Annotated in this window: 19 protein-coding genes; 10 read left to right on the top strand and 9 right to left on the bottom strand. The window is 58.5% G+C overall.

From position 1 onward, the window contains the following. Positions 1 to 2: 2 nt before the first annotated feature. Together A3850_RS04040 and A3850_RS04035 are read left to right on the top strand one after the other, a co-directional pair. Entirely contained in the window at positions 3 to 1,310 is a 1,308-nt protein-coding gene (locus A3850_RS04040) for a hypothetical protein (protein ID WP_068214451.1), read from the top strand. A gap of 16 nt (positions 1,311 to 1,326) precedes the next feature. Then, positions 1,327 to 2,343 carry an ATP-grasp domain-containing protein gene (locus tag A3850_RS04035; RefSeq protein ID WP_157500876.1) on the top strand — a complete coding sequence of 339 codons (1,017 nt, stop codon included), beginning with the start codon at positions 1,327 to 1,329 and terminating at the stop codon, positions 2,341 to 2,343. A gap of 114 nt (positions 2,344 to 2,457) precedes the next feature. Here the strand turns inward: A3850_RS04035 and A3850_RS04030 are convergent, their stop codons facing one another. After that, positions 2,458 to 3,234, bottom strand: a complete 777-nt coding sequence (locus tag A3850_RS04030; RefSeq protein ID WP_068214445.1) for a TauD/TfdA family dioxygenase — start codon at positions 3,232 to 3,234, stop codon at positions 2,458 to 2,460. A 408-nt stretch (positions 3,235 to 3,642) separates the two neighbouring features. Further along, positions 3,643 to 5,334, bottom strand: coding sequence for a DUF2207 domain-containing protein (locus A3850_RS04025; RefSeq protein WP_068214444.1), 1,692 nt, complete (start codon positions 5,332 to 5,334; stop codon positions 3,643 to 3,645). Between the two features lie 303 nt (positions 5,335 to 5,637). Here A3850_RS04025 and A3850_RS04020 point away from each other — a divergent pair, with 303 nt between their 5' ends. The 5 genes from A3850_RS04020 to A3850_RS04000 all read left to right on the top strand — a co-directional run bounded on the left by A3850_RS04020 (position 5,638) and on the right by A3850_RS04000 (position 11,358). After that, the gene (locus A3850_RS04020) at positions 5,638 to 6,003 is read left to right on the top strand and encodes a BlaI/MecI/CopY family transcriptional regulator (protein ID WP_068214443.1); all 366 of its coding nucleotides are present in this window, start codon (positions 5,638 to 5,640) and stop codon (positions 6,001 to 6,003) included. After that, the gene (locus A3850_RS04015; RefSeq protein WP_068214438.1) at positions 6,003 to 8,522 is read left to right on the top strand and encodes a M56 family metallopeptidase; all 2,520 of its coding nucleotides are present in this window, start codon (positions 6,003 to 6,005) and stop codon (positions 8,520 to 8,522) included. Before A3850_RS04020 ends, A3850_RS04015 begins: the two co-directional genes overlap by 1 nt. A gap of 242 nt (positions 8,523 to 8,764) precedes the next feature. Then, positions 8,765 to 9,631, top strand: a complete 867-nt coding sequence (locus tag A3850_RS04010) for a phosphatase PAP2 family protein (RefSeq protein WP_068214435.1) — start codon at positions 8,765 to 8,767, stop codon at positions 9,629 to 9,631. Between the two features lie 318 nt (positions 9,632 to 9,949). Further along, positions 9,950 to 10,555 (top strand): DNA-3-methyladenine glycosylase, encoded by a 606-nt coding sequence (locus A3850_RS04005; RefSeq protein ID WP_068214433.1) that lies wholly within the window; start codon positions 9,950 to 9,952, stop codon positions 10,553 to 10,555. Positions 10,556 to 10,599: 44 nt separating this feature from the next. Then, positions 10,600 to 11,358, top strand: coding sequence for an SDR family NAD(P)-dependent oxidoreductase (locus tag A3850_RS04000; protein WP_068214431.1), 759 nt, complete (start codon positions 10,600 to 10,602; stop codon positions 11,356 to 11,358). Between the two features lie 30 nt (positions 11,359 to 11,388). Here the strand turns inward: A3850_RS04000 and A3850_RS03995 are convergent, their stop codons facing one another. The 4 genes from A3850_RS03995 to A3850_RS03980 all read right to left on the bottom strand — a co-directional run bounded on the left by A3850_RS03995 (position 11,389) and on the right by A3850_RS03980 (position 14,494). After that, the gene (locus tag A3850_RS03995) at positions 11,389 to 12,330 is read right to left on the bottom strand and encodes an NAD-dependent epimerase/dehydratase family protein (RefSeq protein WP_068214430.1); all 942 of its coding nucleotides are present in this window, start codon (positions 12,328 to 12,330) and stop codon (positions 11,389 to 11,391) included. Between the two features lie 77 nt (positions 12,331 to 12,407). Next, positions 12,408 to 12,986 carry a Crp/Fnr family transcriptional regulator gene (locus tag A3850_RS03990; protein WP_068214429.1) on the bottom strand — a complete coding sequence of 193 codons (579 nt, stop codon included), beginning with the start codon at positions 12,984 to 12,986 and terminating at the stop codon, positions 12,408 to 12,410. A 180-nt stretch (positions 12,987 to 13,166) separates the two neighbouring features. After that, positions 13,167 to 13,892 carry a GNAT family N-acetyltransferase gene (locus A3850_RS03985; RefSeq protein ID WP_068214428.1) on the bottom strand — a complete coding sequence of 242 codons (726 nt, stop codon included), beginning with the start codon at positions 13,890 to 13,892 and terminating at the stop codon, positions 13,167 to 13,169. Beyond that, the gene (locus tag A3850_RS03980; protein WP_068214426.1) at positions 13,889 to 14,494 is read right to left on the bottom strand and encodes a Crp/Fnr family transcriptional regulator; all 606 of its coding nucleotides are present in this window, start codon (positions 14,492 to 14,494) and stop codon (positions 13,889 to 13,891) included. The genes A3850_RS03985 and A3850_RS03980 overlap by 4 nt, the downstream gene beginning before the upstream one ends. Positions 14,495 to 14,641: 147 nt before the next feature. Between A3850_RS03980 and A3850_RS03975 the strand changes: the two genes are divergently transcribed. Next, the gene (locus A3850_RS03975) at positions 14,642 to 15,064 is read left to right on the top strand and encodes a cupin domain-containing protein (RefSeq protein ID WP_082921603.1); all 423 of its coding nucleotides are present in this window, start codon (positions 14,642 to 14,644) and stop codon (positions 15,062 to 15,064) included. A gap of 5 nt (positions 15,065 to 15,069) precedes the next feature. Continuing rightward, positions 15,070 to 16,632: an MFS transporter gene (locus tag A3850_RS03970; protein ID WP_068214422.1), complete on the top strand. Its 1,563-nt coding sequence runs from the start codon at positions 15,070 to 15,072 to the stop codon at positions 16,630 to 16,632. A 95-nt stretch (positions 16,633 to 16,727) separates the two neighbouring features. Here A3850_RS03970 and A3850_RS03965 read toward each other — a convergent pair whose 3' ends face one another. Together A3850_RS03965 and A3850_RS03960 are read right to left on the bottom strand one after the other, a co-directional pair. Then, positions 16,728 to 17,159: a hypothetical protein gene (locus A3850_RS03965; RefSeq protein WP_157500874.1), complete on the bottom strand. Its 432-nt coding sequence runs from the start codon at positions 17,157 to 17,159 to the stop codon at positions 16,728 to 16,730. Positions 17,160 to 17,553: 394 nt separating this feature from the next. Further along, a complete protein-coding gene (locus A3850_RS03960) occupies positions 17,554 to 19,311 on the bottom strand; it encodes a S8 family serine peptidase (protein WP_068214416.1) in 1,758 nt (585 codons plus the stop codon). 109 nt (positions 19,312 to 19,420) lie between these two features. Here A3850_RS03960 and A3850_RS03955 point away from each other — a divergent pair, with 109 nt between their 5' ends. Beyond that, complete coding sequence (locus A3850_RS03955) at positions 19,421 to 22,180, top strand: CHAT domain-containing tetratricopeptide repeat protein (RefSeq protein WP_157500872.1); 2,760 nt, start codon at positions 19,421 to 19,423, stop codon at positions 22,178 to 22,180. A 292-nt stretch (positions 22,181 to 22,472) separates the two neighbouring features. On the opposite strand, the gene A3850_RS03950 is transcribed toward A3850_RS03955, so the two are convergent. Next, a complete protein-coding gene (locus tag A3850_RS03950; RefSeq protein WP_068214412.1) occupies positions 22,473 to 23,042 on the bottom strand; it encodes a 3'-5' exonuclease in 570 nt (189 codons plus the stop codon). Between the last annotated feature and the right edge of the window lie 91 nt (positions 23,043 to 23,133).

The raw sequence follows: 23,133 nt of genomic DNA, 5'->3' as shown, positions 1-23,133 counted from the left end.
CCATGAGGATTAAAACACTTGGTGCGCTGGCCGTACTAACGCTTTGTGCCGTGCCGGCAGCATTGCTGACCGCGGTGGCCGTAGTAAGGTTGTCGTTCCGGGAACGTCCGCCCGTCCGCCCGTCCGGTAGAACCGTACTGCTGACCGGTGGGAAGATGACCAAGTGCCTGCAATTGGCCAGGATGTTTCATTCGTTGGGAGATAGGGTTGTGGCCGTAGAGACACCCGATTATCGGTACTGTGGGACGCGCTTTTCGGAGTCCGTTGCGGCCTTTCACGTGATTCCAAAATTCTCCAACGGTGATAGCAGCGCCTACGGCCGCGCCCTGGAATCCATCATCGTTGAGGAAAACGTGGACCTCGTCGTTCCCGTAGCCAGCCCGGCTGCGGCGCTGCATGACGCCCGCATTAAACCCCAATTGAGTCGGTATGCGGAAGTATTCCATTTTGATGAGGATGTGATCGAAGCGTTAGACGATAAGTTCGCCTTTGGGGAGATGTGCCGATCCTTTGGCCTTTCCGCCCCCGAGGCCCACCGCTTTGAATCAACGGAGGACTTGCTCAATTTTTCGTTCCCGGAGGGTAAACGGTACATCCTGAAGAGCATCAAGTACGATCCGGTCTTCCGGCTCGATCTGCGCAAGTTGCCGCACCCTGGATATCGCGAGCGAATTGCCGGCCTGCCCATTACGCCGAACCATCCCTGGGTGCTCCAGGAATTCGTCGAAGGCCGGGAGGTTTGTACTCATTCTACGATCAGGGACGGCCAGCTGATGCTGTACATCTGCTCGGATTCGTCACCCTTTCAGGTGAACTACGATATGCTTGATCTACCCAACGTACACGCTTGGGTGGAGACCTTCGCCCGTAAGTTGGGCGGGACGGGGCAGGCCTCTTTCGACTTCATCATTCGAGACGACGGGGAGGTCATGCCCATCGAGTGTAATCCACGCACGCACTCGGCCATCACGCTGTTTCACGATCAACCAGAGGCAGCGTTGGCGTACTGGGAAAGCGATAGTAGAAGAGAAAAGGAATGGAGGCCCTTGAGCAGAACCCAACCCACTTTCTGGTGGTACCACGAGCTTCACCGCCTATGGAAGGCAGAGGGAATAGAAGAGGTAGAATTCATCCTGAACCGCATCCTGAGCGGTAAAGAGGCCGTCTTTAGCTGGGAGGACCCGCTGCCTTTTTTCTTCATCAACCACGTGCAGATTCCCATGCTGTTGCTGCGCAGCCTCATTGAAGATAGAGACTGGACCCACATCGATTTCAACATTGGTAAAATCGCGGAGGTAGGTGGAGATTAACCATGACACGTCAAAATTGGTCGCCCTGCAAGTGATGGGGTCACCCACCTTGGAGTTCTTCTACGAGCTCTCGCTGCTCTACGCAAGTTCGGTCGTCCAACCCGTGGGTTTCGAACTGCTGTTCTTGATCGTTTACCCTTCGGGGAAATGGTCGCTGAGCGATAGCCCCGAACCGCAACCGGAACCTCAGGATTTGAGCGTAGTCCTACAAAGTCTACCGCAGATCGACTTGGTCGTACCCCACCTGTTCTGCCCCGCCGGCCTCACGGCTTACCGGTCTCTTTTTGGGGATGTCCTCGGCTACCCGATGGTGGGTTCTGGTAGTGAGGTGCTGACCGTAGCGCAGAACAAGCACCTTACCCGATTGATTGCCAACGACCGGGGCGTGCGGGTGGCGCCGGGTTTGCTGATCGACCTGCGAAGCAATACCCGTGCGGAGAAAAACTGGTCCGCCCTGGGCTTCCCGTTGATCGTTAAGCCCAACCAGTCCGATAATTCTGATGGGCTGACTTTGGTCCGAAACCCTACGGAAATGGAAGCGGCACTGCGGTTGGCGGGCCAGTACGACGATGAGGTAATCGTAGAAAAATACATTCCCGGCCGGGAGATCCGGGGCGCGGTGATCGAGTTGGACGGCACCCTGCGGGTACTGCCCTTCATTGAGTACCTGGTAAACGATGAGCACCCCATCCGTTTGGCGGAGGATAAGCTTCGCACGGATGAGGATGGTCACGTTGCCGGGCAATCGGCGAAGGAGAACGTGCCTGCCGTCTGCCCCGCCGCAGTAGATGACGCTCTTACGGAACAGTTAGGCACCATGATGCTAACGATGCACCGTGCCCTCGGCTGTAGGGATTATTCCCTTTACGATTTCCGGGTTGACCAATCCACCGGGGTGCCCTATTTGCTGGAGGCGGGGCTTTTCTGGTCGTTTGGTGAGAAGAGTATGATCTCCACCATGCTCGAAGCCGCGGACCTTGAGCTACGAGAGGTGACCCGACGGATGTGGCTCGCAGCGGTTAACCGAGGCTAAGGGTTTTGTCCCTGAGTTCAGGCCCTTCCATTATTTACTTGATCCTTGCATTGCACCCGCGGCAGCGCCCAAGCCATTGATGAGCAGCCTATTTAACTGGCCGATGATGCGCTGCTAAACGGGTAGCGGCGCCTCTCCCCGGACCATACCACGATGGAGCACCCGATCACCGATAACGGCCGAGTGATCGCCCCGGTGCAGGGTCCGGCGGTTATCCCAAATCAGGACGTCGCCCGCTTTCCAGGCGTGGCGGTGGACGAATTGGTCCTGGGTACCGAAAGCGTACAAGTCCTTGATTATTTGCTCAGCCTCCTGCGCCGGAACCCCGGAGATGGCCGTGCACCGCTGCGGGGTAGACAGGAAGATGGCGGTACGGTCCGTTTCCGAGTGCCGCCGAAATAAGGGGTGGTGGCAGGAGGCATCGTCGTCGACCCCGGTAGCCCCGTGCAGAACGGTGGACTCTTTGAACCTCGCTTTCAGGTCCTCGGAAAGCTCATCGTAGGCGGCTAGCTGGTCGGCAATAAGGGTTTCTCCACCCGACTCCGGCGCGTGGATAACCCGCAGCGCGGTGAAGGCCGGCGGCTGGGGAACGTAGCTGGTATCGGTGTGCCAGACGGAACGCGGCGGGCGATCGCGGCCGACGTTGGTCACCAAATTTAGGGAGGGGTGGCCCGCCACGGCCGTCTCCCCCTTCGTGAACATGGAGGGGCCGAGTTGCTGGAGGAACGAAGCAAAGGAAGTGTCGCCCAGATCGTGCTGGTCACGAATCACCGCAAAGCCGTGGGTCGCGGTGGCATTGCGAATGGTCAGTGCTTCCTGATCGCTGGCGGAACGGAGATCGACGGAGGTAATTGAACAGCCAAAAGGCTGGAGGGGCGTGATTTGGATCATGACGGCATACTTAAAATGGCCAACCTAGTTGGTCATTGATTAAGCAGGTCATTTTAGAAGTGTTCACGAATTTTGGACGGAGAGCGGTATCACAATTTCCTTACGTGAAAAAAGGGGTGGAATGCTGGGAAGTAGGGTGGGGTGGGGCCACCTGACGCGGAGTAGGGTGGGCCACCTGACGCGAAGTAGGGTGGGCCACCCGTCGCAAAGTAGAGTGGGGCACCTGACGCAAAGTAGAGTGGGCCAAATGCCGCGAAGTAGGGTGGGGCACCCGTCGCAAAGTAGAGTGGGCCACCTGACGGTGTGCCACCGCTACGTAGGCCGGCCCTTCGGGACGACCGGTATTGAGCGCCGGAGATTAACCGCGGCCAGCGGCCCCATATCCAACGTTAGAGAGAGGCGCCTCCATCAGAAGCCACCAACACCGCCACCGCCGCCGCCGACGGAGCCGCCGCCCCCAGAAAAGGAACCGCCGCCTCCGCCACCGGAAGTCGCCGTGTGGGCCGTATCCGCGAACGAGGTATTCATACGGTTGGTGAAGCCAGTCATGTAATAAGGATAGGCATTCATTTGCCGCTCGCCGGTATTGGCCAGGTCCGTCGTCAGGTTGTGGGCCCAGTCGTTATCCTGGCCGAAGGCGATGGCGTAGGGGAGGAGTTGCTGGAAATATTCCTCCGTCATCTCCGGGGCATCCACGAGGGCGTCGCGGTCCTGGCGGGAGAGTTTGAGGTAATTGCGTAAACCCTTGAGCCGGTTCTTGAGGGCCACCTTTCCGTAGCTCGGCTGTTGGATCAGCCAGGCGTAGAGACCCAGCACGATGAAGAACAACGGGATGCTAATCCCAAAGGCCACCACCCCAATGCTGTCCGCCGTTTTGATGAACAGGACTGCCGCAATAATGGTGACGACGAAGATGCCCACCAGGGGCAGGATCTTCCAGCCATTGGCTCCATCCTTGATGAAATCCTTGTGCTGCTCGCGGATGCTGTCGTTGTGGGCTTTGGTCGCCTTGTAGAGGTCTTTGTTGTAATCTCCATCCAACTCAATGATGCGGGATTTTTGGAAGAGTTTCTGGTAGAGGGCGAACTGCTCTGCCGGCACGTCCTTATCGGTCGGGACTTCATCCGTTTGGAGTAGGGCGAAGTACTCCTTTTTACCGAGGCCGAGGAATCCGTCCTCTTTTCGTTCTTCAATCTTGATGTATCCGTCAATGGCCAGCGCCGTCAGAGATGCGGTAACCAGGCTCCCGTGTTGATGGCTGTTCAGCAAGTGAAAGGCCGAGGCGGGGGAGACGCCCTCCGGCGGGTAAAATTCGTGGGTGACTTCCGGCCCAATCGGGTCACGGCCGTGGCGGTTCCAACTGGTGTATGCGTAAGCGATAGCCGTCAGTAAACCCGCCAGGACGACGTACAGGGTGCCCTTTTGCTGCAGTGGCGTCGGTAGTGCCGGGCGGGCGAAAGTGCCTTTGGGGGCGCTCACCCCGATCGTCATCCCCTCACCGGCGGGCAGGGGGCGAGTGGCGGTGAAGGTGACCTTGTTGCGATCCGTCACCACAGTGCAGGCGTCATCGTTACTGCCCTCCCGGCCCGCGTAGCAGTCGGCGCCCAGGATGTTGGTGCCGGCCGTAAAGCGGACGGTGATGTCGGCTTTCTCAACGGGTAGTTTCCCATCCGTATCGATGTGGTGCCACCGGATCTCGTCGATGAACTCCATGAAGTAGATCTGATCCGCACTCGTATAGTTAAATACGTAAGTGTACTCTCCGGGCGGGAGGGTTTCCTCTTTGGAGCCGAGGTAAAAGGTCGTCAGGCTTCGGCTACTCTTCTCGAAAGGTTCGATCGTTTCCCCGTTGCGGGTGGCGGAGATCAGCTCGTAGCTAAAATTGCCGTCGTGGTCGCCCCCAATGGGTTTGCGGGTGATGGCCCGGGTAATGCCCCGCTTAATGATGTCGCCGGTGGCCACCACGCTGATGGTTTCTTCCACGTCGATGGAGCCGTCGGAACGGACGTCCATCACGGCGGACCAGTTGGTCACGCGTTCCGTTTGGGCGCTGAGGCAGAGGGTGAATAAGAGGAGGCCGAAGGTGAAAAGTTGGCGCACGGGGTGTTCTTGTTGATTGGTGGTGAAAATACCGTGGCGGGCCGGGCCGGTCCATTTTTCGCGACGAATGACTTGGCTTATTCGACGGGTTTAAGGTAGTGAGTTTGGTGCCCGCCCCGGAGGGCTGGCTTGTGGAGCGATGGCACACCGCCAGGTGGCCCATTCTACCATTGTTTTCGGGCGCTGCCGCGGGTGCCGGGTAATTGGGAATAGGACAAATACTAATCAATTGGTAATAAAACTAATCAATTAGTTGTAATACTAATTCGTTAGGACTACCTTTGTACTAATCAATTAGTAGAAATGCAAAAATTAGCTAAACGCGAAGCCCAGATCATGCAAGCCATCTGGTCGTTGGAGAAAGCCTTCATCAAGGAGATCGTCGAAGAGATGCCGGAGCCGCGGCCCCACTACAATAGTGTGTCGACCATGGTGAAGTTGCTGGAGAAGAAGGGTTTCGTCGGCCACGAAAAGCTGGGGAACGCTCACCGCTACTTCGCCCTCGTCCCCAAATCGGACTACCAGGAAGAAGTGGTGGACGACGTCGTAGAAAAGTACTTCGGTGGTTCCCCGATGAAGCTCGTCAACTATTTCGCCAGGGAGCAGAAGTTGGACGAGGCCGAGTTGGAGCGCCTCCTAAAAATGATCAAAGACCAAAATTCTAAGTAATGGCTTACCTGTTACACGCAGGCCTGCTACTGGCCGCTTGCTTTCTGTACTACTGGGTGATGTTGCGGTCGGAAACCCACTTCGCATTGAACCGGTGGGTGCTGCTGGGTTGCCTCCTCGGTTCCCTAGCCCTGCCTTTGATCACCGTACCGGCTTCCATCAGCCTCGCCAATAACTTACCTGCGCTGGACTTACGCTCCGAAGCGGTTGCAACGGCGCCAATTGGTCAGGACGTTGAAGAAAGGGGAACGAGTTCCGAAATCAGCGCAAACGCGGAGATCGGGCCAGCATCTACCATCAGCGAAACGATTGAGACGGCAGCGGCCACGCGGGAGACCCGGGCCGAGGAATCGGTTAGCCCGGCAACGGCTGCACGGGGGCCATCCTTACTTAGCGTCCTCTGGTACGTCTACCTCATGGGCGTTCTCATCTTTGGGCTCAACTTCCTTTTCCAGCTTGGCCAACTGTTGGTACGGATGTTTCGCAACCCCGGCCACGATCTGGGTGGCTTCCGCCTGGTGGAGCTTCGGGAAGATGAGGCACCGTATTCCTTCTGGAACCGAATCTTCCTGAATCCGGAGCGGTACGACCCGGACACCTTCCACCAGATCGTGGAGCACGAGCGGATCCACGTCAACCAGAAGCACAGTTTTGACCTCTTGCTGGCCGAGCTGACGGTGGTCGTGCAGTGGTGCAACCCCTTTGCGTGGCTGTACCGCAAGGCCATCGAACACAACCTAGAATTTTTGACCGACGCCGAGATGCTGCGGGAGGGTAACGATCCGGAACGTTACCAGCTCAGCCTCGTCCAGGTCGCCGTACCCAATTTCCCTAACGGGCTCGTGGCGAGCTACAACCAGAGCTTTCTCGAGCGCAGAATTAAAATGATGAAATCCAGAAAATCCTCTTCCCGCTCCGGCTGGAAGTACCTGACCCTTTTGCCTTTGCTTACGCTCTCGGTCTTGCAGTTTAACGCCGTGGCGCAGTCCCCCGCGCCGGCCGGTATCGATACCGAACTGCCCGTAGCCCCAGCACCAACTCCCGCACCTTCCGTTGAGGTGACCAATACGCAGGTCGCCGTTCCGGAGCCGGAGGTGGCACTTTCGCCCGACGTTGCCCCCGCCCCAACCTCAGTACCCGCGGCAGCGCCCAAGCCTGAACCAGTTGAAATGCAGGTAACCGTAAGCGCACCGGATAACGACATTCGACAACCCAATATGCCGGAAAACGCGCGTAATACCTGGAGCGCTTCGGTGGAAAATGACCGTTTGTGCGTCGCCTTCACTTCGCGGAACGAAGACGGTGGCAACCGCTGGAATTGGAATACCTCGCGCTGTTTCGATAAAGAAAAATTCGGCAACCTGCCCCGCACGACCATCGACGATTTCACTCTGCAACGCGAAGCTGGGACGCTCAAAATGCGTGGCGTTTTTGAAGGGAATGAAGGCGCGGGTACCTTCAGCTTCGCCGCCGACCCCAAATTTCTGGCCATGCTGGACAGCCGGGGATACGGGCCCTACAAAGAGCAGGAGCAATTGCTGTTTTTCATGGCCGATATGAATGAGACTTACCTGGATTATATCGACGAACAGGGGTACCGGCCAAGCCGCCAGAAACTGATTGAGATGGCCATCTTTTACGAGGACCTCGCGGAGCTAAAATCCAGCCTCGCAGCCTACGACAGAATGGGCTTCGGCAAGCCTAATCTGCAAAAATTGATCGAGCTAAAGATCCACGGCGTTACCGAAGAATACGCTGAGGAAATGGCCGCCTCCGGTTTCCCGGATCTTTCCCCAAAAGAACTGATCGACGGAAAAATACACGGCGTAGATGTTGAGTACCTAAAAACAATGGCGGCGGCTGGCTTCAACGACCTGGATTTTAACCGCGCCAAGGAAATGTCCATCCACGGCGTCACCCCCGAATACGTGCAGGAGATGAACCAACTGGGATACGATGATATCTCCGCCCGCGATATCCTCAACGCCAAGATCCACGGTGTGGACGCGGAGAAAATCGCCGAATTCCGGAGCGCCGGTTTGACTGATCTGACCCTAGACGAAGCCAAGAACCTTTCCATCCACGGCGTGGACGCCCGCTTCGTGGAGACCCTGGCCAGCTTCGGCTTCGCTAACCTTTCTCCCCAGGACATTACCAACGCTAAGATTCACGGTCTGAACAAAGAGAAGCTGAACCAGCTCAAGGCCATCGATCTGCCGATGAACAGCCTGCGCGATCTGCAAAATGCCTCCATCCACGGCGTCTCCAGCGAATTGGTGGCCGGCCTGCGCCGCATCGGTTACGAGGACCTGGAACTGAAAGATTTCGTCCAAGCCAAGATCCACGGCGTGACGCCGGAGTGGGCGATGAGTTTTCGCGAAGTAGGCTTCCGCGATATCCCCTTCAATACCCTCGTCGATCTGCGCATCCACGGGGTGACGCCGGCCTTCATTCAGGAGCGGATGAAAGAGGGGCGGACGCTGAACGACTACGTGAAGATGAAAATTCACGGCCTGTAGGAGAGGTTTGGGTTGTGCGGGAGTCGGGGAAGTTGGAGAGGCCTGCGGCGCAACGTAAGGCCCGCCCCGAAGGGCCGGCTTGCGTAGCGATGGCGAACCGCCAGGTGGCCCATTCTTCAAGTGGGTCCCTTCAACCCCAATTTCTTCCCCTTCAGTAACCCAAAAACCACCTTTAACACATTCCAAAACGAACATACCGAACGTAAGCCCAGGTTGTAATAAGCTCATCACGCAGCATTAGTATGACCAAGTTTTTATCCTCCCTGGGCTTGATCCTAAGCCTTACGGCCACCGTATCCGCTCAATTCCAGGAGACCCCCTCCATCCGCGATTACGACCCCGCCATCGAGGAGGTGTACGCCGTTAAGCCCTGGCTGGAAACCGGGGTGGGCGTGGCTGGCCTCGGTTTAACCGTACTAGCTTTTCAGAAGATCAACGATAAGGATAAAGTGGAGTTGGAAGGCCTGAACCGGGCCGACATTCCCAGCTACGACCGGTGGGCCCTACCGAAGGACGGATCCAAAGCCAGCGCCGCCGCGGACGCGAGTGACTATGTCTTTAACAGTTCAATCGTCCTGCCATTCACCTTGTTTCTAGATAAGGAGATCCGTAAGGATTGGGGCAAGATCACGGCGATGTACGTAGAGGCTCAGGCCGTCAATGGTCTGATGTACGCCGTTTCCCCCATCGGCCCAAGCTTCATTGACCGGACACGCCCCATCGCCTATTACGATGATCTCGACCGCACCACGCGGCGGGACGGCGGCAACCAAAACAGCTTCTTCAGCGGCCACGTTAGCACGACGGCCGTAGGTACCTTTTTCTTCGCCAAAGTACTATCCGATTACCACCCGGAGTGGTCGGGCAAGCAGCGAGCGATGGCCTTCACCGCGGCGAGTTTACCTCCACTCTACGTGGCCGTCCAACGCGTCCGTGCCCTCAAGCATTTCCCGACGGACACGGCGGTAGGGCTTGGCGTAGGCGCGGCGATTGGCGTATTGACGCCGCACATTCATAAGCGGTGGCAGCGCAACCACCGATCCTCGCTCACGATTGGTGGGTCTTTTGGTGGCGGGGCTGCTGGGGCTGGATTTAGTTTGGTGTTTTAAGGTGCACGCTTGCCGTGGAGGCCGCCGGACGTGAAGTAGGGGGGCCATCAACATGATTACATGGGAGGCCGTAGAAGGTCGTGTAATAGTACAGGTTGCCGGGGGCAAAGTAGAGTGGGCCACCTGCCGCAAAGTAGAGTGGGCCGCCTAACGGCGTGCCACCGCTACGTAGGCCGGCCCTTCGGGACGGTTAGTCATATGCGCCGCAGGCCTCTCCCCCTCCCCAACCTCGCCATCTCCTGCTAAACCAATCAAGAGGCCAAACGCGGCCAGAGGCCCCGTCTCCAACCCGACCCGCCCCGGAGACGTTCCCCTCCCATGTCCCAAAAAGCTATCGATCACCTCCGCCAGGATACCCGCCTCGCACCGCTCCTCGACATCCACACGCCTAAATTTCGCGACGACCACGGCGGCGACGTCTATTTCGGCCTCCAACGGTCCATCGCTTACCAGCAACTTAGTGGAAAGGCGGCCGGCACCATCTTCGGTCGTTTCCTCGACCTCTTTCCCGACGGTTACCCCCACCCGGAGCAACTGCTCGAGATGGAGGATGAGGCCATCCGCGGCGCGGGCATGAGCCGGAGCAAAACGGCCTACCTGAAAAACGTAGCCCAGTACTGGCTCGACCACCAGCTCATCAACGCCGACTGGTCACGGTATTCGGATGAGGAGGTGCTCACCATGCTCACCTCCATCAAGGGTGTGGGCAAATGGACGGTCGAGATGGTGCTCATGTTTGTCCTCCACCGGGAGGATTTGTTGCCGTTGGGGGACCTCGTCGTCAAACGCAACATCATCGAGTTGTATGGCGTCGATACGGAGGCGCTGCGGGGGAAGAATTTGGATGCGGAACTCGTCCGCCTCACCGAAGGGTGGCGGCCCCACCGCAGTTACGCCAGCCGGATCATGTGGGAACTCGGGTAGGCACGCCCGCGCTATCTTCGGCGTTCACCCCGTCAAATTCGCCCATGTTTACCGACAAGATCATCTTCATTACCGGTGCCGCCAATGGTATCGGCCGCGCCGCCGCCCTTGCGTTTGCGGCGCGGGGCGGTACGGTCATTGCCGCCGACATTAATGCATCCGACCTCGCCGAAACCATCAATATGGGCGCTGCCGCGGGTGGAAAGTTGGTGGGCAAGCAACTGGACGTATCCGATTTTGCGGAGGTGTCCACTGTCATCGAAGAGATCGTCCGGGAATACGGGAGGATCGACGTCGCCGTTAATAACGCCGGCATTGGGGGAGTGATGGCGCGGCTGGGGGACGTCCGCCCCGAAGACTGGGACCAAATGATGGCCATTAATACCTCCGGGGTATTCTACTGCATGCGCCAACAACTCCGGCAAATGGCAGCCCAGGCTGGGGGAGGGGCCATCGTCAACGTGGCTTCCGTCGCCGGACTGCGGGCCCTGCCCAACAGTGCTCCTTACGTAGCCGCCAAACACGCCGTAATTGGCCTCACGAAAACTGCCGCCCGGGAGTACGCCCGTAAGGGTATCCGCGTCAACGCGCTATGCCCGGGCTTCACCGTGACGGGGCTATTCGACCCTGAGGCGGTGGACGCCCATTCCGCCGGCGCGAGTGACCAGCTCCGGTCCCTAATCCCTCTCGGCCGTTTTGCCGACGTGAGTGAACAGATCGGTGCCCTCCTCTGGCTGGCCTCTTCCGAAGCCAGTTTCGTCACCGGCATGAGCATGGTGGTGGATGGTGGCCTTTCGGCTTGATGACCCTCATTTTAATGCGGTTCTAGGACTTTAGACCGTCGGGCCAGCCTCCAAAACCATCCGAATACCCTCCCGGGCCGGCGTAGCGCTCACCCCAAAGGTCTCCTCAAACTTGCTGGAGTTCAAGTAGTAATCCCGCTGGTACTGTTCCCGTACGTCCCAGAGTTCTTTGATGTCTTTGTTCATCAGCCGCAGGACCCAGAGCAGGGCGTTGGGCAGGCGCTGCAGCTTGTTGGGTTGGCTCGCAATTTCCGTGGCGGTGGCCACCCATTCGCGGACGGAAGTGAGATCCGTTGTGGTGGGAAGGTGCCAGCTTTGGCCCCAGGCACGTTCGTCGTTCCCCAGCAGGGCGAGATGGCGGCCGGCATCCGGCGTGTAGGTGAAGGAGTGTTTTAGGTCGACGTCACCCACCCACTGGGCCGTGCTGCCGGCACCGATCTTATCGAAGATCATGGCGTTGGCCAGGCTATTGGAGATGCCCGGCCCGTAGAAGTCGGCCGCACGGACTACGGTGAGTTGGATGGTGCCCGCATCGTGAGCCCGCCAGAGGGTATCCAACAATTGCTGGCGGATCTTCCCCTTCACGGAGGTTGGTGCTAGCGGACTGGTTTCCCGCATATTTCCGTATTCAGCGGGATCCAGTGCGTAGACATTGTCGAAAAAGGCGAGCCGGGTACCTTCCTGGCTACAGGCTTCGATGACGTTGTCGATAACTACCGGCCAATCACGGGCCCAAACTTCAGCGTCGTAAGTGAGCCCCGCCGTTAGGTAAGCGACCTCCGCTCCGGCGACGGCTTTCCGGACGGAAGGAGCGTCCAGCAAATCAGTGGAGAGGTGTTCGTAGCGAGTGCCATCCTTCGTAGGTAAAGCATGGGTACTGCGGGAGCAGCAGCGAACGTGGTCCGTGTAATCCGCCAGGGCGGTAGCGAGGGGGCGGGCAATGGATCCGCCGGAGCCGAGAATAACTTGCATGGTAGTCGTGTTGATTGGTGACTACACAAAGGTGGCGGTGGGTAAGCCCGGCCATTCAGGACATTTGTCCAAAAAAGCTATCCTTCACTCATTTTATTCCGGATCCGCGATAGGTGGCGGGGGGCAACGCCGAGCATTTCGGCGACGTAGTGCTGGGGTAGGTGCAACAAGAACTCTGGGTAACGCTCGATCATGTACCGGTACCGGGCTTCTCCCTTTCCGGAGATGAGGCTCCAGACCCGGTCCTCATAACAGCAGGCATTGTACTCCAGGATGGCGACCCAGTATTCCTGGAGTTGGGCGTGTTCCCTCCGGAGTTCCTTCCAGGTTTCCCAGCTGAGTTCGTGCAGGACGCAATCCTGAGCAGCGGTGATATTCTGGTCCGAGGGCTGCTGTTTGATGAAGCTCGGAAAGCCAACGGTATACTGTCCGGCCAGGGTTGCCCAACGGGTGATGAGTTCTCCGTCCCGCTGTTGGGTATGGCGCAGGAGGCCGGACTCCAGGAAGGCCAGATGGCGGCAGGTCTTCCCGGCTTCCAGCCAGTGTTCGCCGCGGTTCAGTTCCTTGCGTTTGAAGTGGCTCAACAGGGCTTCGGGGTCGAATCTTAGCGGACCGGTTAGGGCGGTGATTGGGAGGATTTTGGGGTCGGTGGTCATGAAAACAAGGTAGGGGAATTTTGGTCTGTGGTTAAAGTTTGGAGTCTGTAGTCTGCAGTCTGTAGTCTATAGTCTGTAGTCTTCGGACCACAGAATCCAGCTGGGATTTAAGCCTGTGCCCCACTCTAAGATCGAAAATCTAGCTTCTAACGTCCCTTCGGCAGCGCCCGCTTAAATGCTTTAGGTCAAATCGTAGGTCGCCGTATCGAACTCGCCGATGAAGCCTAGTTGCTGGTAGAGGCCTAGGCCCTTTGCGGAGGCTTGAAGGACGGCCAGCTCCGCGCCTTTTTGCTGAGTGGTAGTAAGCAGCGACTGCATGATTTGGCGGGCGTAACCTTTCCGCCGGAACTCGGGCAGGGTACCGATGGAATGGATGCCCGCTACCCGCCCGTTTTCGGTGTAGTGGAGGCATGCCGTGCCGACGTAGTCGCCGCTAACTTCGGCGCGGAAGTACTGGGTGTTGGCCTCCATTTTAAGGAGTAGCGACGGTGGGATGTGGTAGTTGAACGCCGCCTCGAAATCGGTGGCCCAGCCGCGGGCGTCTGCTTCGGTGGTGACGCGTTTCAGGATGATGTTGGATGGCGCGAAGGGTTGGTCCGAAAGTGACAGGTGCATCCCGGTCAGGTACGCTCCTTTGTGCGGATGCAAGGCTGCGTAGGTGGCGCGGTCGGTAGCGCGGGGTAGGAAGAGTTTCAGTTTGGTAGCGCCGTCGACGGTGGATCGTGCCTGTGCCAGCACTTCCGGCGTGAGTGGTTCGTGGAGCCAGACCCGATTGGGCCAACCGTTCGGTTCGCCGCCCACGGCAATGGAGAAATTATCGTGTTTAATCACTCGGCCGATTGCCGCACCGGCTTGGGCCCAGAGATCACGGAGGTTGTCGAGGTTTTGCCGTTCGAAGGGTGTCATTGCTGCTGGTACACTTTACGCCGGATGCGGCTCAGTTGGGTGGGGGTGATGCCGAGGTAGGCCGCCACGTCGCGTTGACTGACGCGTTGTTCCAGATCGGGGTATTCGCTCAGGAAATCTACGTAGCGCTCGGCGGCCGTCAGGGTAGCGAAGGCGAGTTGGCGTTGCTCGTTGCGGATGATCCAGCTTGCTTCGATGTGGCGGCGGTACTGCTGGTTGAGGTCTGGGCAGCGCGTTACCAGTTGTTGGTAAGGGGCTTCCTGCCAGGCAACGACGGTGGTATCCTCCCGGGCCACCAGCGCAAAAGCGGATGGCGTGCTTCCCAGTAAAGACGCAACGGAACCGGCCAGCTCATCGGCCACGAAGAAGTTCTTCAGGTGAGGGTTCCCGTTGCGGCTGGCGTAGAGGGAAACTACGAGCCCGGAATAAACGTAGAATCGCTCGTGGGCTATTTCGCCTAACTCTAGAAGCGACGCGCCTGCGGGGTAGTGGCGGACCGTACTGATATTGCGCAGGGCCGCGAAGGTGGTATCCGTCAAAGATCCGTACCGGGAGAGACGCTGGCGGAAAGCGAGAAAAAGGGCTTCGGGATCGTCGGACATAGGCCTAATACATTCCCCTGATTTGGATGGTTGAGCGGACGCAGCGCCGTTTACATATGTTGATACATGTAATGATAAACGAACTACGGCGTGGCCCGGGCGGTACCATCACCACCTTCCACGGAGTGGAGGATTAAAAGCATAACCATGCCCCGCGCATCTCTAAACAAACCAACCAAAGTGAATGCCTCCGAGTGGCAGCACCCGAACGAAAAACTCCGTGGTCTCTTTCAGGGACAGGATGTCGGTACCCAAATCACGCTGATCCGGTACGTCACCGACGTAGTGGGGGAGGGGCCGACGCTGCACGTGCACCCCTACGACGAGATCTTTACCATTCAGGAAGGCCGCGCCCGTTTCACGGTGGGTGACCAAATCATCGACGCCGAAGCGGGGGATATCATCTACGGCCCGGCCAACGTACCGCACGGCTACCAGAACCTGGGGCCGGGTAAATTGGATTCACTGGACATTCACCTCAGCCCCGAATGGTTACAGACCGATCTAGCGGATGCCTGGGAAGAAGGAAGTGCCCTGGTCAACGTTTCTTCTAAGGTGGAGGTAAAGTAATAGTCGTGAGTAAAGCCCCCAAACAAAAGCTCGGCTGGCCAGTGATCCTCTTCATCACGGCCACCTTCGTCTCCAACGTAGGCACCTGGCTATTCGCCATTGCCTCGAGTTGGTTGATGACGGAACTGGATGGGTCGGCGTTGATGGTTTCACTGGTGCAGTCCGCCACCACGATCCCACTCTTCATTTTTGCTTTGCCGGCAGGTGCCCTGGGTGATTTATACGACCGGAGGAAAAGCCTGCTGATCGCGCAGGTATTTCTGACGATCTCCACGGCGGCCTTTGCGACGATCGTGTACCTGGATCTGGCGACGGTCACCTGGTTGCTGGTCTTCACTTTCTTCAATGGGGTGGGGGCGGCCTTTGCGCGGCCGATCATGTCAGCCATTATTCCCCAGCTGGTGGAGAAGGCGCAGTTGCGGCTGGCCGTGAATCTGGGGGGTATGTCCTTCAACCTGAGCCGGTCGGTGGGCCCGGCCTTAGGCGGCCACCTCATTACCCGCTTCAACATTGCTCTGCCCTACTGGGTGGATGCGGCCACTTTCCTGGCGGTGCTCGTCTACATCTTCTTCTGGCGGGACGACCGGAAGGCCGTTCAGGAAAAGAAGCATCCGCCGCTTAGCCTGGCGATCGGCGATTCGTGGCGCTTCTTCCGGCATACGCCGGCGCTGAACCACAGTATCGTGAAGGCGGCGACCTTCTTTTTCGCGGCGGGTGCGCTCTGGGCCTTATTACCCCTCGTAGCCAAGGACCAACTGGCGGGGCAAGCTGATCTTTATGGCTACCTGGTAGGTGCTGCGGGCGGCGGGGCGGTGATCTCTAGCTTTGCCATGGGTTGGCTTACCAAGCGGTTCGGCGCCAATGGGGTTATGCTGGGTACTAGTATGACGATGGCCCTGGGATTATGCCTACTGGGTTGGTCTACCTCCGTGCCACTCAGCTTAGGGTTTGCGGCCCTCTGCGGGGCCTCCTGGCAAGCGGCGTATACCTCCTTGATGACGAGTACCCAGTACTCCCTCCCAAGATGGTTTGGCGCGCGGGGGATGGCCTATTACATCATGTCCGTGTCCTTATGCCTCGCCATTGGTTCCGCGCTGTGGGGCTGGCTGGCGGATCTGTACGGATTGCCCGTGGGGCACTACGCCGCAGCCGGAACATTAGTAGCGATGGCTGTTGCAGGCTACTTCCTGCGATTGGACCAGGCGAAGGAGATCGACCTGGAACTGGCGGATCGTTCCCTGTTGATTAAAGGAGCGGAGGACCTCAACTCAAATACCGGCCGCAGCCAAATCGTCCGTACCTACACGCCAAACTCGGAGAACCGGGAAGAATTGCTCTCCCGATTGAATAGCCTAAGCGATAGCCGCTTCCGTGCGGGCGCCCTGGAACTGGAAATCTCTAACGAGGAAGACGATAGCGTGGAAGAAAGAATCACCAGCATTTTGGACGCTAGCCACGGTACGGTCCGTTTCCAGACTACTCAGTACGATGCGGACCGGGAGGAGGCGTTCCGGGAGTGGTTGAGGGAGAATGAGGTGGGGGTGGAGTCGAAAGTTTGTAGTCTGTAGTTTATAGTCTGGAGTCTATAGTCTGTAGTCATTGGACCACGACCCGCCCACCTTGTTTATTTCTTCGTTTTCCCCGGGGCATGCGGGTCTTCAATTTACCGCAATTTGCTTCTGGTAATGACCAGGTAAATCAGTTGGCCGACGGCCACTACTCGCAAGCCTACGTAAACGGTTGGGAGCGCGTAGACCACCATGACGAGCATAAATCCTTTGGAGGGAGGACCCGTACCGCTAATGGGGAGTAGAACATCTGGTACACCAAAAGTCAAGAAATCGAAGACTAATAAGGCCAGGTAAAAGCCAATTATTGCGTAGTTGATGGATTGGTTCAGCCAGTCGTAATAGTACTGGGCGACGCTGAACATGAGCGCGATCAATAAACAGAGGTGGCCCCGCCCGAAAGTGGCAAGTTGGACGTCGTCCGGGACCAATAAAAGGGCCGCCATTAGCACGTGTATCACAACGATTGACCAGTTGGTGGCGCGGGCATCTTCGAACTTGTAATGGGCAATACGGGCGGAGACCATGATCGTGGGCGTTGTGTAGTCCAAACGGGTGAAGTGGGCTGATCGATCGTGGGGTTGGAGTTTTTAGCCTGTAGTCTGTACCCTATAGTCTGCAGTCATTGAACCAAGGAATCAGGAGTTGTAAATTTCTAAGTCTGCTTGACAAAAACCGGGCGCTTGGAGAACCTTTGATCTTACTCGCGATGCTCCGTAAGATCAAAGGCCGCTCCAAAACCCTAGTGGTAGATAACTCATAGGGTCTCCGAGCGCCCGGTCCTTTGCAGACAAAATCTTGTGAAAACGCTCCAGAATCCAACTAGGTCAGCAGCCCGGTCTTCCCCTCTAAGATCTAAAATCTAGCTTCTAACGTCCCAACATCCATCGCACCTGCGGCAGCGCCCAAATGCGTAAGATCTTAGGGTGCCTTACCCGCACAACGCACCGGCACGTACTCCACATCGTGCGGCCGAATGGGGTTGCCCGCCGCATCGCGCCGCCAGCTGGGGAAGAAGACGGAGCCGCGCTCGTTGAGGACTTCCGGGCGCGTGCGGGAACTACCCCGGCGGTAACGCTCCGCTAGATTGGAGACGACGAGCGGGACGGAGATGGAGGTGCCAAAAGCCATGGTGGTCGCCTTACGGCGGTACTCCGGCACCAACATGGCGAGGTAGCCGTATACGCTGACGCGCTGGACGCCGAAGTTGGAATAATCCGCCCGGGAGACTTCCCGTTTGGACAGGTTGGGGTGCCAGAACGAACCGACGGAAAAGAGGGTAGGGAAGTTGCGCTGGCCCGTCCAGGCCGCCGGCCACTGGGGCGTTCGGTCGATGTCGGTGGCGGCGTTGCCCGCGCTGGTGACGACGATGACTTCATTCTTCATCGCTTCCTCGATGGCGCAGCGGAGGGCCACCGGCTCGTTCGGATCGGTGATGCCCCAGGAGAGGGAAAGGATGTTGGTCTTGTGATCAATCGCCCCGTAAATGCTTTCAATCGCGCCGAAGTAGGTGGCCCGGCCGGCCCCGTCGAAGATCTTGTGGTGGACGACCGTGAGTCGCTCCTTGCCCCGGTAATCGTTGATGAGGGCGCCACCTACGTAGGTGCCGTGGTTCAGTTCGTCGTCGGGCTTAGGGTCGTCGTTGACGAAGTCGTAACCGTAGCCACCCCGGGGGAGGTAGCGGCCGAAACTGCGCCGTGCGGCGTACTTATCCCAGGGCCGGAAACTGAGGTCGGAGGCGTCCACACCAGAATCGATGATGGTTACGATGACGTCATCGCCGTCACCATTCCGCGGCTGGTATTCCATGCAGGGGAAGGCTTCCAGGATCTGCTTATCCGATAACTCGCCGAAGCCGGGGTTGGGGGTGATCTCCTCGACTTCGATGAAGAAATTGCGCTCCATTTCGCCCTGGGTCGTATCGCGTTCGATGGACTTCACCTTGCCGCCACTGTTCCGGGGCGGGGTGGTGGTTTGGAGGCTGAAGCCCTCGGGCACGCAGGCGTTGACTATAGCGCCCCGCTCGCCGCCGGCCGCATCGGTGACGACGAGGCCGAGCTCCCGAGCCCACTGTTCGAGGTTCATGCCGCGGTCGCAGGTGCTCAGGACGTAGCAGTTTGTGCCGCCATCGCCACAGTCATCGCGGTAGCCCTTTTTGGCGGCTTCTTCGGATGCCTTCGGAGCACCATCATAGGCCATGAGGCTGATGAAGGCATCTTTGGGGTTGGCCTCCAGGATCCGACCGGTTTCGTAGCGGACCTCGATGAGCAGGCTTTCCAATTTCTCGCGGCCGGTGGGTACGTGGAGCACTTCGTGGATGGCCTTACTCGTCAGGCATTCGCTGAGGGGGAAGGTTTCGTCGCCCCGGCGCCCATAGACCGTCAGGAAATAGTACCCGGTATAATCGCTGGCGACGTGGAGCACCAACTCGCCGGAGCGGGGTGGGGCGAGGGTGAACTGCCGACCAAAAGCACTCTCCGGCGCGCAGGATTCTTCCGGTGGCGCCATATCCTGCGGCCCCTTTTCGGATTGCATTTCGGTCACAAAAGCCGGGGCGGTATTGCAGACGTCTTCGCTGTACTTCATGGTGTTGGCGGCCGTTGGGTCGTCGCAGCTCACCGTAGCGAAGAGGGTACAGGAGCAAAGGAACAGCTGGAAAAAGAGCGTGAGGCGAGGCATAGGTTTGGTTTGAAAGTGTGGCAACTAAAGATAGGCCACGCGTAGTAGTTATGACAACTATGGAGAAAAGGTGGCCCGGCGTTACGCTCCGGTCGGTTTATTTTTGGGAGTGCCTATTCGCTTTCAATTGTTGTTTTACCTCCTGCTGTGTGCCGTCCCCGCGATGGCGCAAGTGCCCGACCGCGCGTTGCTCGTGGAGCGGGCGGATTCCGTTTACCGCCTCCGGGAGCGGGCAGCGGCCTACCTGCTTTACGAGCGAGCGATGGTTGATGCTGACGGAAATTCCGTAACCGATAGTTTGGCTGGGTACGCCCTCCACAAGATGGGCGTCTGCGCGCAGTACACCGGCCGGCCCGAGCTCGCCGCGCGGCATTACCGGGAAGCGATCGCTGTTCGCCAAGCTGCACTCGGGGTACTGCACAACGACGTCGCTAAATCCCAAGCTAATCTCGCCGCCCTCTTCGTAAATAATGGCCAGCCGGATAGTGCCGCTACTCATCTGTACCGGGCCACGGCGGCCTACGCGGGTTTGCCGCATCCGGATACCATCAACTGGGTCCGGGCGTTGGGCGATCTGGCCTGGATAGCCTCCCGCCGCCGGGATGACTTGCTCCTTGCGGATGCCACCCGGCGCGCCGACGAGTTGATCAACGCCCCCGACAGTCCGGTTTATACCGACGAAGCGGCCCTGCTGCACTACAATTTTGGCTTGTACTTCGCTCAGTCGGGCGACCTTGGAAAGGCCCGGCGCTTTACGGGGCGGGCCCTGGATTACGCGGTGGCGGAAGGCGACGTCGGACTCCAGTCCTCCTGCTACAACACACTCTACCTCGTGGCGGCCGCCGCCGACGAAACGGAGTTGGCCCGCCGCCACTTGAGTGAGGCCATTCAATTGTTCCCCGACTACAGCGAGCCCGAAGAACTAGGGATCTACTACCTCAACCTGGCGCGGTTGGAGGTGGAAGACGCACGTCCCGTCCAGGCCCGCACCGCCGCCGAAAGGGCGTTGGGTTTCTTTCCGTCCGGTTACCTGGAGGTCCCGCCCACCCACTTGGTGTTGGCCCGAATCGCGATACTGGAGCAAGACCCAACTACCGCCCTAGAAGCCCTGAATACCAGCATTGCCACCCTCAATGATTCCCTCGCGTACGTGGAGGACGGGTATACGCGACAGCACTTCACCAACCTGAGTGACGAGCGTCTGGGCATGATGGCTAGTCTGCTGGAAAGCCGCGCCGATTTCCTCAAAAACGAAGGCACTCCCGCCGCCGCCCGCACGGATTACCTGTCGGCCATCGCGGCCAACGACCAACTGCGCCGCCGCGTCACCTCCGACGCCAGCCGCCGTTTTTTGAGTGCTGATATCCGCCCACTTTACGACTCCGCGCTGACGGTTACGTTGGATCTTTACCGCACCAGTAACGATGATCAATTACTCTGGGATGCCCTCCTCCTCAGCGATGCCGCCCGCGCTTACACCCTCTCCGCTCACCTTGGCGGCCGAGGCCAAAATGTCTCGAAACGGGAGTCGGCGCTCAATCGCCTCATCGGCCGGCTGGAGGCCACCGCCGGGGCGGATAAGCAACGCACCAGCGAACTGATTGCCGCGCGTTTGGAGCGGGACAGGATCCGGCGGCTCAATGAGTCGCCAATGGTTAGAGACACTGCTCAATTGAGCCGGAAGGAGATCGTAGCCTACCTCCAGAAAAGGGAAACGCGCCTCGTTCAGTTTCACGTGATGGAGGGCCGGTCCGTCCTTTTCCACGTCGACCAGTCGGGCAACATCGCGTACGGGGAATGGCCCGGCGCGGCGGCTTTGAGCGAGACGACCCAGCGTTTCCGTGCGGTGATCCGTGCGTCCGCGTACCGGCAAAAGTCCCTCAAAAGCCCGAAGGAGCAGCGGAAGTTGGAGGAAGAATTTCTTGCGATCGGTGCAGACTTTTCTGTACTGCTTTCGCTACCCGGCAGGACGAGTTGGGCGCCGCCGCAGGTGCCAAGTTATGGGGTAGGAGAGCCGGGAGGTGGAGGTCGTCTCCTGCTGATTCCGGACGGTGCCCTCAGCTATTTCCCCTTCGCCGCCGTGCCGATAGGAAAGACGGTTGCCCCTCCCATTGACTACCAGGAAATCAAATACCTGGGTACCCATTGCACCCTGCAACACGCCTATTCGCTGAGTACTTTGCTAGGCGGAGAAGAGGACGTCCAATCATCGGGAGGGATGCTGGGGCTGGCCCCCACCTTCGCTGGTGCCCTCGAACCGCTGGGGGAGAATGAGCGGGAGGTAAGCTCCATTACTGATTTATTGGGTGGAAAAGCCCTGCTGGGTCCGGAGGCCTCGCGGACTAACTTTCTGAGTTCCCTTTCCGAAGCCGGCATCCTCCACCTCTCCACCCACGGCTACAGCGATGCGGCGGACCCGAACCGGTCGTGGATCGCCTTCAGCCAGTCCGGCAACGAATTGGATCCGGAAGAACTCCTCTACTACCCGGAGATCGCTACCCTCCCGATCCGGGCGGAGTTGGTGGCCCTCTCCGCCTGCGAAACGAATTTGGGGAAGTACGTGCCGGGGGAGACTTCCCTCAGTCTGGCCAGTGCCTTCACCGCGGCGGGTGCCCGCAGTACCCTCAACACCGCCTGGCGCGTTGACGACCGCGCGACGGCGGATCTGATGGTGAGTTTTTACGAACACCTGGAGGCGGGGAAGGACCGGACGGAAGCCCTCCGTCTGGCGCAATTGGGGTTGATTGGGGAGGGGGCGTTTGCGCACCCGTATTACTGGGCGGGGGTTACGTTGACTGGGTTGGGGTGTTTTTGGGATTGGGGTTTTGGGGGGTCTATTATGGCTTGGGTATTGGGTGTTTTTTGGTAGGGACGGGGGTGAATTTTCGGGGGGATAACGAAAACCCAAATTAACGAAAACCCGGAGCGCGTCTTCGACGAACACCGGGCTACTAGGCGTACCCCTCCGGGGTAAGACGACCCCAACCGCCCTAAAGTAGAGTAGGCCACCCCAAAGTAGAGTGGGCCACCTGACGGTGTGCCACCGCTACGTAGGCCGGCCCTTCGGGACGGAATGTGACATAGCGCCGCAGGCCTCCCCAACCTCCCCAGCTCCTGCGAAATTGGCTACGTAATCACTCTTGCGGGATTCTACGTGAGCCTCAAATCTCCCCCTCCGCCCGCAGTGCTACCAGACATTTGCGGGTAATTTCCACATCCACGCCGGCATCGTGCGCGCCCATTGCGGCTTCTCCATAGAGGCAATCGTACAACTCCGCCAGGGTTGGCCATTTGTAGCCGTAATTGCCCGGTATTTGGCAAACATCGACGGTGGACTTCATGGTGCAGAGTTTTTCCTTACCACCCAGGGGATGCTTTTTATTCAGGCGCAGATAGGAGGCGCCGAGGACCTTGTAATCGAAGTCTAGGTTGTGGGCGATCACGCGGTCTGCTTGTTTGGCGGCTTTGGTGAACTCCGCGAGTACCTCGAGAATGGGTTGGCCCTCGGCCATGCACCGTTCATTGGTGATGCCGTGGACTTTCGCCGCCTTCGGGGATATCCGTTCCTTACACTTGATGATGTGGCAGCCTGCTTCCAGGGTTTGGAAGTCATCATCCACTAATTGCCAGGCGAGTTGGACGATGGCGGGCCAGTTGGCGGTGTCCGTCATGGGGGCTTTCCAGGATTTGGGGAAGCCGGTGGTTTCGGTGTCGAAGATTAGGTGGGGCATGGGGGGGGTAGTTAAGCTAGCGCTGGTTGCTCAGTTAGGATGTGAAAGTAAATTTTTGCACTGGATAGAGGCTGTTCATTTTGTTAGGTCA

The sequence above is a fragment of the Lewinella sp. 4G2 genome (genome assembly GCF_001625015.1).
Lineage (GTDB): Bacteria > Bacteroidota > Bacteroidia > Chitinophagales > Saprospiraceae > Neolewinella.
This window is presented reverse-complemented; position numbering and strand designations above follow the sequence as displayed.